Origin of the sequence: Kribbella pratensis, assembly GCF_004365355.1 — a bacterium.
Lineage (GTDB): Bacteria > Actinomycetota > Actinomycetes > Propionibacteriales > Kribbellaceae > Kribbella.
Genome location: NZ_SODP01000003.1, coordinates 1,251,089 through 1,264,415, shown reverse-complemented (window position 1 = coordinate 1,264,415; position 13,327 = coordinate 1,251,089). Strand labels below are relative to the sequence as shown.

The 13,327-nt window shown below is 68.9% G+C and carries 13 protein-coding genes; 4 read left to right on the top strand and 9 right to left on the bottom strand.

Annotation, left to right across the window (positions count from 1 at the left end; genetic code table 11):
- Positions 1-87: 87 nt before the first annotated feature.
- Complete coding sequence (locus EV653_RS34030) at positions 88-2,202, bottom strand: VWA domain-containing protein (protein ID WP_134109101.1); 2,115 nt, start codon at positions 2,200-2,202, stop codon at positions 88-90.
- 143 nt (positions 2,203-2,345) lie between these two features.
- On the opposite strand from EV653_RS34030, the gene EV653_RS34025 reads away from it, so the two are divergent.
- From EV653_RS34025 to EV653_RS34015, 3 genes are all read left to right on the top strand, one after another.
- A complete protein-coding gene (locus EV653_RS34025) occupies positions 2,346-3,005 on the top strand; it encodes a DNA-binding protein (RefSeq protein ID WP_134109099.1) in 660 nt (219 codons plus the stop codon).
- 100 nt (positions 3,006-3,105) lie between these two features.
- Positions 3,106-3,816 (top strand): polysaccharide deacetylase family protein, encoded by a 711-nt coding sequence (locus tag EV653_RS34020; protein WP_238160612.1) that lies wholly within the window; start codon positions 3,106-3,108, stop codon positions 3,814-3,816.
- A 115-nt stretch (positions 3,817-3,931) separates the two neighbouring features.
- The gene (locus tag EV653_RS34015) at positions 3,932-4,684 is read left to right on the top strand and encodes a polysaccharide deacetylase family protein (RefSeq protein WP_238160611.1); all 753 of its coding nucleotides are present in this window, start codon (positions 3,932-3,934) and stop codon (positions 4,682-4,684) included.
- Between the two features lie 27 nt (positions 4,685-4,711).
- Here EV653_RS34015 and EV653_RS34010 read toward each other — a convergent pair whose 3' ends face one another.
- Complete coding sequence (locus tag EV653_RS34010) at positions 4,712-5,464, bottom strand: HAD-IIA family hydrolase (RefSeq protein ID WP_134109469.1); 753 nt, start codon at positions 5,462-5,464, stop codon at positions 4,712-4,714.
- Positions 5,465-5,560: 96 nt separating this feature from the next.
- Here EV653_RS34010 and EV653_RS34005 point away from each other — a divergent pair, with 96 nt between their 5' ends.
- Positions 5,561-6,862 carry an MFS transporter gene (locus tag EV653_RS34005; protein ID WP_238160610.1) on the top strand — a complete coding sequence of 434 codons (1,302 nt, stop codon included), beginning with the start codon at positions 5,561-5,563 and terminating at the stop codon, positions 6,860-6,862.
- Here EV653_RS34005 and rpe read toward each other — a convergent pair.
- The 7 genes from rpe to EV653_RS33970 all read right to left on the bottom strand — a co-directional run bounded on the left by rpe (position 6,827) and on the right by EV653_RS33970 (position 13,316).
- A complete protein-coding gene (gene rpe, locus EV653_RS34000; RefSeq protein WP_134109095.1) occupies positions 6,827-7,492 on the bottom strand; it encodes a ribulose-phosphate 3-epimerase in 666 nt (221 codons plus the stop codon). The two genes, EV653_RS34005 and rpe, sit on opposite strands and share 36 nt — an antisense overlap.
- A 152-nt stretch (positions 7,493-7,644) precedes the next feature.
- The gene (locus EV653_RS33995; protein WP_134109093.1) at positions 7,645-8,379 is read right to left on the bottom strand and encodes a cobalt-precorrin-6A reductase; all 735 of its coding nucleotides are present in this window, start codon (positions 8,377-8,379) and stop codon (positions 7,645-7,647) included.
- Entirely contained in the window at positions 8,376-9,116 is a 741-nt protein-coding gene (gene cobM / locus EV653_RS33990) for a precorrin-4 C(11)-methyltransferase (protein WP_134109090.1), read from the bottom strand. The genes EV653_RS33995 and cobM overlap by 4 nt, the downstream gene beginning before the upstream one ends.
- Positions 9,113-10,300 carry a precorrin-6y C5,15-methyltransferase (decarboxylating) subunit CbiE gene (cbiE, locus tag EV653_RS33985; RefSeq protein WP_134109088.1) on the bottom strand — a complete coding sequence of 396 codons (1,188 nt, stop codon included), beginning with the start codon at positions 10,298-10,300 and terminating at the stop codon, positions 9,113-9,115. The genes cobM and cbiE overlap by 4 nt, the downstream gene beginning before the upstream one ends.
- Positions 10,293-10,670, bottom strand: a complete 378-nt coding sequence (locus tag EV653_RS33980) for a pyridoxamine 5'-phosphate oxidase family protein (protein WP_134109086.1) — start codon at positions 10,668-10,670, stop codon at positions 10,293-10,295. Before EV653_RS33980 ends, cbiE begins: the two co-directional genes overlap by 8 nt.
- Before the next feature lie 136 nt (positions 10,671-10,806).
- Positions 10,807-12,405, bottom strand: a complete 1,599-nt coding sequence (locus EV653_RS33975) for an ABC transporter permease (RefSeq protein WP_134109084.1) — start codon at positions 12,403-12,405, stop codon at positions 10,807-10,809.
- On the bottom strand, positions 12,402-13,316 hold the full coding sequence (locus EV653_RS33970) for an ABC transporter ATP-binding protein (RefSeq protein ID WP_134109082.1): 915 nt from the start codon (positions 13,314-13,316) through the stop codon (positions 12,402-12,404). The genes EV653_RS33975 and EV653_RS33970 overlap by 4 nt, the downstream gene beginning before the upstream one ends.
- Positions 13,317-13,327 lie beyond the last annotated feature (11 nt).

Sequence of the window (13,327 nt, the reverse complement as noted above, 5' to 3'; positions counted from 1 at the left end):
CCGCCAGAACCTACCGCCCCAACCGCCCACGCCCGGAAACCCACCGCCCGGAACACCAAGCGGTGATCCGGGCGGGCATGCACTGGATTAACGGTGCGGCGGCTGCTGCGGCGGCTGGCCGCCCTGGTTCGGGTAGGGCTGCCGGCCACCCTGGTTCGGGTACTGCGGCTGGCCAGCCTGGTTCGGATACTGCTGGTAGCTTCCCTGGTTCGGGTACTGCGATGGGTACTGGTGCTGCCCGTGCTGCGAGGTCCCGGTGGCCTGCGCGGCGGCAGGCTTCGCGCGGAGACGGAGTACGACGAGCACCCCGATCAGCAGCAGGAGCACGCCCCCGCCACCGAGGCCCGCGATCAGGCCGACGGGAGTGCCGTCGCCTGAGTCCGCGCCGCCCTGGATCGGACCGCCGGCTTCAGTCTTGTTGCCGTCACCGGGCGTCTCCGAGGCCGATGGCTGCGCAGTCGGCGTCGGTGTGATCGAGTCGCCCGACACAGGAGTCGCGCCGTCGACGTATGTCGGCTTGCCCGTCCCGGCCGTGCCTTCCAGGGCGACGGTCAGCGTCATCGGGATGGCGAACGGCTTGTCGTCGTCCTTGCGCGTCACGGAGAGCGCGATGTAGTACTCACCGGGCACCGCCGTGCCCTTGTCCATGGTGTTCGCGCCGTCGCGGTTGAGGTACCGGATCTCCTTGGTCGTGTTCGCCTTGACGACCCCGTCCTTGGTCAGCACCCCACGCCGGCCGACGTTGCCCGGCACCTGCTTGGCGAACGTGGCGATGACGTCCTCGCCCAGCGGTGAGATCAGCCCCATGTCGAGGTACCGGATCCCGTCGATCGCCTTCGCGGTCGCCGCCCCGAGCTTCGGCACCGTCGCCTGCGCCTGGATGCGCTGGCCCCAGTCGGCCTTGATCCGGTAGAGCTGCACCTCGCCGGGCATCAGCGTCGTCTTGAAGCTGCCCGGGGTGATGAGCGGCGCATCGGCGAAGCTCGAGCCTGGAACGATCGCCCGCGGAGTGACACCCGGCATCGGCGTCCAGGTCGGGTCATCGGCTTCGGGCGGCAGCTGAGTGGTGGCTTCGACCGGCGGCTCCTCGTCCACGCGCAGCTCGTACGGAACGCCCTTCATCTCGCGGAAGGCGTCACCGGCGGAGACCGTCAGCACCAACTGATCGTCGGTGGAGCAGCCCTTGGGGTAGTCACCGGTCCAACTGGAGGCGGCGCCGGTCGCGATGCCCTGATCCCCGTCGAACGCGAGCGGATAGCTCCAGCCACAGTTCTCACCACCGATGGTCTTCACGAAAACCTCGGCCTTGAGCACGAAGCTGCCGCCCGAAGGCCGCCGGAAGCTGACTCCAGCGCGCAGCGTGGAGTTCGCCATCGTCCGCTTGAGCAGGTAGTACTTCGCGGTCTGGTCGTTGCCGAAGGTGTCCGAGTAGTGGCCCGGGGCAAGAGTTGGCGCGCCCTCCTGCTGCGGTCCGCCGTGGACCGGCGTACCGGAGATGCGGAACGGGCGGAAGGCTCGGGTGGAAAGCCGATCCAGGCCGGCCTCGAGGTCGAGCGTCGAGTCGGCGTCGTAGTAGTCGCCGCGGCCCTCACGAGCGACACACTGCAGCTGCGTGCGGGCCTTCCCGGCGACGCGGAACCCGACCACGTCGATCTTCAGCTCGATGCCCTGCTTGGCGATCGACTGCGCCACCACACAGGGATCCGGCGCACAGGTGGCCTCGCCGTCGGACACCAGCACGATGGTGCGCTGGCCGACCGGGCCGAGATCCTTGGCCGCCTGCTGCAACGCATAGCCGATCGGAGTCTCGCCATACGGCTTGTACTTCGCGATCGCGGCCTGCAGCTGGGGCCGGTTGTTCGTGCCGATCGGGACGGTCAGCTGGGTGTCGGTGCAGGCACCGGGCTGGGTGCGTTTGAACACGGTCGCGCCATACACCCGCAGGCCGACCTCGGCGGCCGTCGGGAGCTTGGTCACCACCTGGGTCAGGGCGGTCCGGGCTGCGGCGATCTTCGTCTGCCCGTCGCCGGCCGGCTCCTTCATCGAGCCGGACGAGTCGAGCACCAGGACGAGCTTGCCGCCGGACGGAGCAGGGTCGGCCACGGCGGATCCGGTCGTCAGCCCGGCCAGCACGCCGGTCAGTGTGATGGCGAGGAGCGCCCACACCGCGGGGCGGCGGCGGTGTCCCTGGTGAGTCGTCATCGTGTCCTCCAGTGAAATTCGCTGCCGCAAACCCTGACAGTTTGCGATTGCAAATGTCAAGTCGAATCCTGGCTGGAAATCTCTGTTCGCAAGTGCGAAGATGTTTGCAATCGCGATGCGATAGCGGTGGAAGGGGTAGACCGATGGACCAGACGGCGCACAACATCCAGCAGCAGATCGAGCTGTACGGCGAGCCGCTCGGGGAGACTGTACGACGCGTGCTGGCTCCGCTCGGGCTGACCCAAGGCGGGCTCGCGCAGGTGATCGGACTGTCAGCGCCGATGCTGTCGCAGTTGGTCAGCGCCCAGCGGGTCAAGATCGGCAACCCGGCGGTGATGTCACGGCTGCGCGCCGCGTCGGAGCTCGCCGACCTGGTGATCACCCATGAGATCCAGGAGTTTGACATTCCAGACGCGGTGGACCGGATCCGGGCGACGAACGGCGCGCTCACCACCTCCGGACCGACCACGCAGTCGCCGGCCCAAGGCGGCACACCGCCGTACGCGACTCCGCCAGGGCTCGGAGCTCAGCCGCCAGGGGTCGCCGGGGCGCATGTTGCGTCCGGCACGCAATCCGCCTGGCCCGCCGCGGCCGTGATGCCACCCAACGACGGCGCCGTCCCGGCCCGGACCATCGTGAGAGCGATCCAGGACCTGCTGCGCGAGGTCGCGTCGACCGACGAGCTCCAGCGGGCAGCCGCCGCCATCGCTCCGGAGTCACCGGCCCTGGCCGAGTTACTCCTGGCCTACGGCACCGGCCGAACCGCGGACGCCGTGGCCCACTACGAACAACATCACGGCTGAGCGGGTCGCGATCGCGCGGGCCGCGGGGCCTGGCGTAAATGGTTGCCGAGGGCCACTATGGAGTCGGGCCCGGCGGCCGGGCCGACCATGGCTGGGGGTTATGGTGAGACATCCTCGATCGACGATCTCGGCGGTGCTCGCCGTCGGGCTGACAGCGATGCTGGGCCTGACGGTGAGCACCGAGCCACCACCCGCCCCGACCGCACACATCACGGCGACAAGGCAGCCGGCGAGGCAGGCGGTGAAGCCGAAGTGGGTCTATCTGACCTTCGACGACGGACCGAGCGCGCGCTACACCGCGCAGATCCTGAAGATCCTTCAGGCCTACCACGTCCGAGCGACGTTCTTCGAGGTCGGCCAGAACGTCAAGCGGTACCCGGCCGTCACCCGGCGGGTCGATCAGCTCGGCCACAGCGTGCAGAACCACTCCTGGTCGCACCCGAATCTCACCAAGGTCAATTGGGCCACGTTCAAGTACCAGGTCCGCACGACCGACCGCTACCTCCGGGCACAGACCGGTTACACCCCGCGGTGCCTGCGACCGCCGTACGGCGCGACGAACCGCGTGGTCGCGAAACGAGCTGCCATGCTCGGCAAGAAGCTCACACTCTGGACCGCTGACCCGGCTGATTGGAGCCGGCCCGGTACATCGGTGATCGTGCGCCGGGTCCTGGCGAAGGTGCGGAGCGGATCCGTGGTCCTGATGCACGACGGCGGCGGCAATCGGAGTCAAACCGTCGCTGCGCTTCCGAAGATCCTGAAGGTGCTCAAAGCGCGGGGATATCTCTTCTACCCGTTGTGGTGTCACTGACAGGCGTCCGGTATTCGTTACTTGTTGACGCGGCAGCGGCGTGGGCGCTGGCTTTCGGCGGGATCGTGCCCAGGGTGGACGGGAGGAGTGAGCCACCCACCGCCCTGGGGGACGCATGGATGTTCGCTTGACGCGCGCCGGGAACCGGATGATCGGTCTGGCGATGATGATGCTGGTGAGCGCGGTGATCGGCACGGTCGTGGTCGCGGCCGCGAAGTCACCCGCCAAACCAGCCACGCCCGCACCGCCTGCCGCGGCCCCGGCGACGGCCACAGCCACGGCCACGCCGACCAAGACTCCGCTACCCACCAAGTACGTCGTCCTGACCTTCGACGACGGCCCCGATGTCGAGTACACCCCGAAGGTGCTCGAGATCCTGGCGAAGTACGACGCGAAGGCGACGTTTTTCGAGGTCGGGCAGAACATCCAGAAGCATCCCGAGCTGACCAAGCGCGTCCACGACGCCGGCCACAGCGTCGAGAACCACACCTGGACACACGCTGACCTGCGCAAGCTGAGCGCAACTGCGTTCCGGCAGCAGATCATGTCGACAGACCAGGCGATCCGCGCACAGATCGGCAGTACGCCGGGCTGCCTGCGACCGCCGTACGGCGCGGTGAACGCAGCCGTCCAGCAACGGGCGAAGGCGCTGGGCAAGGACCTCGTCGTGTGGACCGTCGACTCGCGCGACTGGACCAAGCCGGGCACGACGGCCATCGTCCAGCGCGTGATCAAGAACGTCCACAGCGGCTCGGTGATCCTGATGCACGACGGCGGCGGTAACCGCAGTCAGACCATCGCCGCGCTGCCGCTCATCCTCAAGACCCTCAAGGCGCAGGGGTACGGCTTCCGCACCTTGACCTGCTAGTCCGACTCAGTGCCCTAAGCCAGGGCCCTAAGCCAGGGCGGTCACCAGCGGTACGACGTCGGCGATCGACTCGACGATCCGGGTCGGGCGGTACGGGAACCGCTCGACCTCGTGCTCGCCGGTCGAACCGGACAGCACGAGCACGCTGCGCAGGCCCGCCTCGAGTCCGCTGATGATGTCCGTGTCCATTCTGTCGCCGATCATCACGCTGGTTTCGGAGTGCGCCTCGATCCGGTTCAGCGCGCTGCGCATCATCAGCGGGTTCGGCTTGCCGACGAAGTACGGCTCGACACCGGTCGCCCGGGTGATCAGCGCGGCCACCGAGCCGGTCGCGGGCAGCGGGCCCTCCTGCGACGGGCCGGTCGGGTCGGGGTTGGTCGCGAGGAATCGCGCGCCGCCGGTGATCAGCCGGATCGCCTTGGTGATCGCCTCGAACGAGTACGTCCGGGTCTCGCCGAGGACCACGTAGTCGGGGTTGCGGTCGGTCAGGACGTACCCGATCTCGTGCAGCGCGGTCGTCAGGCCCGCCTCGCCGATCACGTACGCCGTGCCGCCCGGACGCTGGTCGTCCATGAACTGGGCGGTCGCGAGCGCGCTGGTCCAGATCGCCGTCTCCGGGATGTCGATGCCGGCGGCAAGCAGACGGGCATGGAGGTCGCGCGGCGTGAAGATCGAGTTGTTGGTGAGGACGAGGAACTTCTTCCCGGACGCCTGCAGCGCCGCGATGAACTCGCCGGCTCCGGGGATCGCGCGCTCCTCGTGCACCAGCACGCCGTCCATGTCCGTCAGCCAGCTCTCGACCGGTTTGTGCTCGCTCACCGGCTCATCGTAGTGGCCGGGCGGAAACTGTCGGTGGAGGCGGCAAGAATGCGGGGCATGGAGTTGTCCGGGTACCGAGAGTTGTGGCGAGCACGCGGCGTGATGTCACTGCTGGTGGCTTCGCTGCTCGCGCGGCTGCCGATGCTCGCGACGATGGTGCCGATCGCCTTTCTCGCCAAGGACGCCAGTGGCTCGTTCCGCTGGGCCGGTGTGGTGGCCGGGGCGTACTCGATCGGCACGGCGATTGCCGGTCCGATGTGGTCGCGGGCCGCGGATCGGCGCGGGCCGCGGGGCGTGCTGTTGGTGACCGGGATCGCCTGGAGTGTGGCGCTGGTCGCGATCGCGTTGCTACCGGCCGGGCTGCATCGGTTGCTGCCTGCGTTGGCGGTGGTCGCGGGTGCGTTGGTGCCTCCGGTGATGCAGACGTTGCGCGCTGCCTGGCCTCGGGTGGTGCAGGGCCCGGCACTGCGGACGGCGTACTCCGTGGATGCGACGGCGCAGGAGCTGCTGTTCATGGTCGGGCCGATGCTCGGCGCGACGGCTGTGAGCGTGGCCAGTCCACGACTCGGCGTGCTCCTCGCGGCGGCGATGTCAGCGGTCTTCATCTGGTGGTATGCGCTTCGACAACCCAAGCCGATCCCGCACGATCACCACACCAAGGTGACTGCGCGGCAGTTGCTCTGGCATCGGTATCGGTTGCCGTTGATCCTCGCGTTCGGCCTCTGGGTGACCTCGTTCAACGGGATCTCGCTGGGGATCGTCGCGTTCGCGGACGAGCACGGTCAACGGCTGATCGCCGGGATCTTCGAGGCCGTCTGGGCGTTCGGCAGCCTCGTCGGTGGCGCTGTCGCGGGTGCATTGCCTGGTCGGCGTACGTCGTACTTGTGGCGGCGGGCTGCTCTGGTGGCGGCGGGGATGCTGTTGTGCGTGTTCGCGACTTGGTCGTCGGTGTCGTTGGGGATTGCGTTGTTTGTGGCGGGGCTGACGTTGGCGCCGGCGATCGGCGCCCTGTACGAGCGGCTCGGTGCGTTGACGCCGGATGTGGCGCGGACCGAGGTGTTCGGCTGGATGGGCAGCGCGGCGATGGGCGGCGCGGCGATCGGGGCCGCTGTCTCGGGTGCGGTGATCGAGGGGTTCGGCGTGCGGTACGTGTGGCTGCTGGCCGCGGTACTCGCCGGCGCGTCGGTGGTGTTGCTGCTCCGCGTGCCGCCGGCGCAGCACTCCGTGTCGGACTCAGTGTCGGACTCAGGGGCGGAATCGCCGGCGCGGCGACACTCGGACGCGGAGTCGACGGCGGAGTCAACGGCGCCCGTCGGGCCGGAGCTACCGGCCGGTGGATTGCTCAGCGAGCGTGCGTAGGTTGTCGACCATCGCGTTGGGGTCGTCCGCCGCGTAGACGGCCGAGCCGGCCACGAACACGTCGGCGCCCGCCTCGGCGCACCGCTCGATGGTGTCGGCCGAGACACCGCCATCGATCTCGATCCACAGGTCCAGGCCGTGCTTGTCCAGCAGTTGGCGGGTGCGGCGAATCTTGGGTACGCAGATGTCGAGGAACTTCTGGCCGCCGAAGCCGGGCTCGACAGTCATGATCAGGATCATGTCGAGTTCCGGCAGCAGGTCCTCGTAGGGCTCGATCGGCGTCGCGGGCCTGAGGGCCATTGCAGCCCGCGCTCCCTTGGATCGGATCTCCCGCGCGGTCCGGATCGGCGCCCGGCAGGCCTCGATGTGGAACGTGACGCTCGCAGCGCCCGCCTCGACGTACCCGGGCGCCCAGCGGTCCGGGTCCTCGATCATCAGGTGACAGTCGAGCGGCAAGTCGGTCGCCTTCGCCAGCGACTCGACGATCGGCATCCCGAGAGTCAGATTCGGCACGAAGTGGTTGTCCATCACGTCGACATGCAGCCAGTCCGCGTTCGACACCGCAGCAGCCTCGTCAGCCAGGCGGGCAAAATCGGCGGTCAGGATGCTAGGCGCGATCTGAATCCCCATGGACGTCAATCTACCGAGGCTCGGCCCCGCTGCCGCCAGGTGGGCCGCAGGACCCCCTGAACGGCCACCGCACGCCGCACCGCACCGCGCATGCACGGCCCTCACCGCACCGCGCATGCACGGCCCTCACCGCACCGCGCGTGCACGGCCCGCTAAACGGCCCGCTGAACGGCCCACTCGACGGCTTGGTCGACGGACTCGACGGTCGTGAGGTCGGTGGGAAGCGGTGGGCGGCGGATCACGACGACCGGGAGGTGGAGCTCGCGGGCGGCGTCGAGTTTGGCCGAGGTGGCCGGGCCGCCGCTGTCCTTGGTGACCAGGACGTCGATGTTGTGCTGGAGGAGGAGCCCCAGCTCGTCGGCGAGCGTGAACGGACCGCGCGCGAGGACCAGCGCGCACCAGGTGGGGCGGGGTTCGGGCGGGTCGACGCAGCGAGCGAGCGTCCAGAGCCCGGTGGTCGCGAAGGCGTCGAGGCCTTGCCGTCCGATCGTGAGGAAGACGCGCTTGATCCTGAGATCCGGAAGCAGCCCAGCCGCAGCGGTCGCGGACTCGGCCCAGTGCCAGTTGTCGCCAGGACCGGGCGTCCAGCCCGGACGGCGAAGAACAACCAGCGGTACGCCGGTGTCGCGGCTCGCGGCGACTGCGTGCGCAGTCATCGTCGCGGCGAACGGATGCGTAGCGTCGATCATCGCGTCGACCCGATGCTCGCGAAGCCAGTCGCCGAGCCCGTCGGCGCCGCCGAACCCACCCTTCCGGACCTCGCCGAGAGGCAGCCGCGCGTCAGTCGTACGTCCAGCCAGCGAGGACACGACATCGATGCCCTCGGCGGTCAGGAGCTCGGCAAGGGTCCGCGCTTCACCCGTGCCGCCGAGGAGCAGGACCTTCATCGCGTCCGGTCTGCCGAGTAGAGATGGCTGTCACGGAAAGTCGTTGCTGAGAGCACCTTTCCGGCGATGATGACGGCGGTACGACGGATGTTCGCTGACTTCACCTGGCCGGCGATGTCGGCGAGGGTTCCGCGGAGGATCAGTTCGTCGTCGCGGGACGCGCGGGCGACGACGGCCACCGGGCACTCGCGGCCGTAGTTCGGGATCAGTTCGTCGACGACCCGGTCGATCTGTTGGACGGCGAGATGGAGGACGAGAGTCGACCGGCTGGCGCCGAGACTCGGGAGGTCTTCGCCGACGGGCATGGCGCTCGCGCTGCCGCCGATACGCGTCAGGATGACCGTTTGGCCGACCTCGGGGACGGTCAGTTCACGGGCGAGGGATGCTGCCGCGGCGGCGTAGGCGGGCACGCCGGGCGTCACGTCGTACGGGATGTCGAGGGTGTCGAGACGGCGCATCTGTTCGGCCATTGCGCTGAAGACGGAGGGGTCGCCGGAGTGGAGGCGGGCGACGTCCTGGCCGGCGGTGTGGGCGGTGGCGAGTTCGGCGATGATCTCGTCGAGGGTCAGGTTCGCGGTGTCGATCTTGCGGGCGCCGGGTGGGCAGTGCTCCAGGAGTTCGATGGGGACGAGCGCGCCGGCGTACAAGCAGACCGGCGACGCCGCGATCAGGTCGCGCCCGCGCACGGTGATGAGATCGGCAGCACCCGGGCCGGCCCCGATGAAGTGAACGGTCACTTCACCACGCTCCAGATCGTGACCGGCATGGCTGGGCGCCAGCCGGTCATGGTTCCCACGGCGGAGGCGCGTTGCACGGAGAGACGGACCAGGTCGCCGCCGTGGGACTTGTACCAGTCGGCGATGAGGGACTCGGTCTCGAGCGTCACACCGTTCGTCACCAAGCGGCCGCCGGGTTTGAGTGCATTCCAGCAGGCGTCGAACATGCCGACCGCGGTCGCTCCCCCGCCGATGAAGATCGCGTCCGGGGCCTCGAGGCCGTCGAGGGCTGCGGGTGCGGCCCCTTCGACGACAGTGACTGACGCACCGAGTGCGGCGGCGTTGCGTTCCAGTCGCTTGGCGCGATCGGAGTCGCGTTCGATGGCGATCGCCCGGCAGGACGGATGATGGCGGGACCATTCGATCGCGATGCTGCCGGCGCCGCCGCCGACGTCCCAGAGAAGTTGCCCGGGTGCGGGCGCGAGTCGCGACAGGGTGACCGCGCGTACTTCGCGCTTGGTGAGCTGACCGTCGTTCTCGTAGGCGTCATCGGGCAGGCCCGGTGCGGTCGAGAGGACGGGACCTTCACAGCCGACGGCGATCACGTTGAGCGCGTCGACGTCCTCGGACCACTCGGAGGCGCGCGACCGTCGTACGCGCTCGGTCGGTCCGCCGAGCTGTTCAAGGACGGTGAACTCGCTGGAGCCGTAGCCGCGGGCAACCAACAGCTGGGCGACCTCGACCGGAGTCTGGGCGCCTCGGCTGAGGATGAGCAGCTGTCGACCGGGCTGGAGGTGCGGGTGGACGCGCTCGACCGGTTGGTTGACCAGGCTCACCACCTGCACTTGATCCTGCGGCCAGCCAAGTCGCGCGCACGCCAACGAGACGCTCGACGGATGCGGGATGATCTCTACGGCGTCAGCGCCGAGCAGCCGCACGAGGGTCGTGCCGATGCCGTGGAACGTCGGATCGCCGCTTGCCAGCACGCAGATCCGCTGCCCGGCGTACTGCGAAAGCAACCCTGGCAGCGCCTCGGACAGGGGCGAAGGCCAGGCAACATGCAAGCCGTCCGGGACGAGGGCCAGTTGGCGGGCGCTGCCCATGACGACGTCGGCCGACTCAACGGCGGCGCGGGCTGCGGGTGACAAGCCTTGCCAGCCGTCGGCGCCGATGCCGACGACCGTGATCGGGTCAGGGTCAGGCATTGCCGAGGACCTTGGTGATCGTGATCTCGATGACCACGCGTTGCGGGTTCACTCGCGGTTCCTTGTAGCGCTTCGCGTAGCGGCGCTCGGCATCACGTACGCGCTCGGGGTCGTCGCTCACGACAGCCCGCCCTTCGAGCGTGCTCCAGCGCCGGCCGTCTACCTGCGTCACCGCGACCGCAGCCTCCCTCAGCCGCCGGATCGCGCGCGCCTTGTACGACGTACCCGAGCAGATGACCCGCACGAGCCCCGCCTCGACGTCCAGCGTCGCCCCGACAGGCGTCGCGTGCACGGTTCCGTCCGCCCGGACGGTACTCAGCACGCACAGATGCCGCTCGGCCCAGAACTCAGCCAGTCGCTCACTCAACACCCACCGATCGTAGACAAGACGGCCCGCCCGGTGAGGTGCCGGGCGGGCCGTGGTGCGCTGGACCCCTCAGACCAGCGCGGTCCGTGTCAGCCGAAGTCAGCCGAAGTCAGCCGAAGTCAGCTGACGTCAACGGGCGTCAGCCGATGTCGCGGCGGCGGAAGGTGGCGAAGCCGGCCAGGGTGAGAGCGGCGGCGATCGCGGTCAGCCACAGGACCGGCGTGACGGAGAAGTCGCCGCCGGGCAGGCGTGGGGTGTGGCCGTACGGGCTGAGGTTGATCATCCACTGCGGCAGGTTGAAGATCTCGCCGAATTGACCGATCAGCAGGAACACGCCGTACAGGGCCCAGCCGCCGGTGACGAGTTTCGGCGCGAAGCCGAACAGGACGACGACCAGCGCGGTGACCAGCCAGATCGCAGGCAGTTGTACGGCGGCCGCGCCGAGCATCCGCGGCACCTGGCGACCCATGTTGCCGAGCGACGCACCACTCGAGATGCCCGAGCCGAGTCCGGCGACCAGGATCAGTACGCCGGTCCCGAGCAGCGCCATCAGCACGTGGCTGCCGAGCCAGCGCGATCGGGTGACGTCGGTGGCCAGCAGCGGCTCGGCGCGCAGCGCAGTCTCCTCAGAGCGGAGCCGGAGCGCCGCCTGGATGCCGAACGCCGACGCGAGCAGACCCATGACGCCCATCTCCGTCGCCAGGAACGCGTCGGTGATGCCCTCCACGCCGCCGAGCTTCTGCACCATCTCCTTCGCGCTGTCGCTGGTGACGAACCCGTCGACGTTGCTGGCGATGTTGCCGACCAGCAAGCCCAGCAGCAGGAACGCGAATCCCCAGGCGTAGAAGGAGCCTCGGTGCAGCCGCCAGGCCAATGCGAGCGGCGACCGAAGTGACGCGGCTGCCCGCGGCGGACCGGGACGTGGTGGAACCAGTCCGGCTCCGAGGTCGCGCCGCCGGATCAGTGCGGTCGCGGCAGCGATCAGCACGACCAGGAACACCAGCGGGATCAGCAGTACGACGAACCGGTCACCGGCGTACGCACGGACCTGCTGCGACCACCCGATCGGCGACAGCCACGACACCCACTGGGTACTACCGTCGGCCGACGAGTCACCGATCGCTCGCAGCACGTACGCGACGCCGAGGACGACCGCAGTCAGTCCGTTCGCGGCACGGGCGCTCTCGGTGACCTGTGCGGTCACAGCGCCCACACCGGCGAACGCCAGCCCGGCACCGGCCCACATCAGCCCGAACGCGAACGAGCCCTTTGTGTCCAGCCCGCTCCCCATCAAAGCGAGTGCGGTGAGCAGACCGAGGACGATGACAGTGCCTGCGGAGACGATCAGCGCCGCGGTCAAAGCGGCGTACCGGCCGAGCACGCCGGCGCTCAGCAACTCCAGCCGGCCGCTCTCCTCCTCGGTGCGGGTGTGCCGTACGACGAGCATGCCGGCGAGCAGGCCGACCAGCAGAGCACCGAATGCGGTGAGCTTGAACAGCGAGACCTCGCCGAGCGAGGACTCGTCGAAGATCCGCCCGTACAGCGACACGAGCGCGGGCGACGCGTTCGACGTACGCGCGGCCTGGACCAGCGCGTTCTGGTCGGAGTACAGGTCGATCGACGCCTTGGCCGACCCGGCCGCCGAGATGACGAACACGACGATCCAGATTGGGATCAGCAACCGGTCCCGGCGCAGCGCCAGCCGCACCAGCGTCCCGGTGCCGACGAAGTCGTTCACCGCACGGCCGCCTCAGACTCAGCCGGCACGTCGTCCTCGTAGTGGCGCAGGAACAGCTCCTCCAGCGTCGGAGGTTGCGCGACGAGACTCTTGATCCCGCTCGCCGACAGCTGTCGCATCACTGCGTCGAGCTGTGCGGTGTCGACCTCGCACCGCACACGGTTGCCCTCGACATCCAGGTCGTGGACGCCGGGCAGTTGCGCGAGCCCGTTCGGCGAGGCGGCCAGCTCGGCGTGGATCGACGTACGCGTGAGGTGGCGGAGGTCGGACAGCGTGCCGGTCTCGACCACCTTGCCGCGACGGATGATGCTGACCCGGTCGCACAGCGCCTCGACCTCGGACAGGATGTGGCTCGACAGCAGCACGGTGCGGTCCTCGCGCCTGTCCTCTTCGATGACCTGCCGGAACACTTCTTCCATCAGCGGGTCCAGGCCGGAGGTCGGCTCGTCCAGGATCAGCAGCTCGACATTCGACGCGAGCGCCGCCACCAGCGCGACCTTCTGCCGGTTGCCCTTGGAGTAGGTCCGGCCCTTCTTGGTCGGGTCGAGGTCGAACCGGCGCAGCAGGTCGTCGCGCTTCTTCTCGTCCAGCCCGCCGCGGAGTCGGCCGAGCAGGTCGATCACCTCACCACCGGTCAGGTTCGGCCACAGGTTGACGTCGCCGGGGACATACGCGAGCCGCCGGTGCAGCTTGGCAGCGTCGTGCCAGGGGTCGCCACCGAGCAGCGAGACATCACCGGCGTCACCCCGCAACAGGCCGAGCAGGACGCGGATGGTGGTGGACTTCCCGGCGCCGTTCGGGCCGAGGAATCCGTGCACCTCACCGGTCGCGACCTCCAGGTCGAGACCATCGAGCGCGTGCGTACTTCCGTACGACTTGTGCAGTCCGGAGACCACGATGGCTGATGTCATGATTCATAACG

What these genes read in the sequence shown, in the direction of transcription:
- EV653_RS34030 (WP_134109101.1), bottom strand. Translation starts at nt 2,202, where the DNA reads ATGACGACTCACCAGGGACACCGCCGCCGCCCCGCGGTGTGGGCGCTC.
- EV653_RS34025 (WP_134109099.1), top strand. Translation starts at nt 2,346, where the DNA reads ATGGACCAGACGGCGCACAACATCCAGCAGCAGATCGAGCTGTACGGC.
- EV653_RS34020 (WP_238160612.1), top strand. Translation starts at nt 3,106, where the DNA reads ATGGTGAGACATCCTCGATCGACGATCTCGGCGGTGCTCGCCGTCGGG.
- EV653_RS34015 (WP_238160611.1), top strand. Translation starts at nt 3,932, where the DNA reads ATGGATGTTCGCTTGACGCGCGCCGGGAACCGGATGATCGGTCTGGCG.
- EV653_RS34010 (WP_134109469.1), bottom strand. Translation starts at nt 5,464, where the DNA reads ATGGACGGCGTGCTGGTGCACGAGGAGCGCGCGATCCCCGGAGCCGGC.
- EV653_RS34005 (WP_238160610.1), top strand. Translation starts at nt 5,561, where the DNA reads ATGGAGTTGTCCGGGTACCGAGAGTTGTGGCGAGCACGCGGCGTGATG.
- rpe (WP_134109095.1), bottom strand. Translation starts at nt 7,492, where the DNA reads ATGGGGATTCAGATCGCGCCTAGCATCCTGACCGCCGATTTTGCCCGC.
- EV653_RS33995 (WP_134109093.1), bottom strand. Translation starts at nt 8,379, where the DNA reads ATGAAGGTCCTGCTCCTCGGCGGCACGGGTGAAGCGCGGACCCTTGCC.
- cbiE (WP_134109088.1), bottom strand. Translation starts at nt 10,300, where the DNA reads ATGCCTGACCCTGACCCGATCACGGTCGTCGGCATCGGCGCCGACGGC.
- EV653_RS33970 (WP_134109082.1), bottom strand. Translation starts at nt 13,316, where the DNA reads ATGACATCAGCCATCGTGGTCTCCGGACTGCACAAGTCGTACGGAAGT.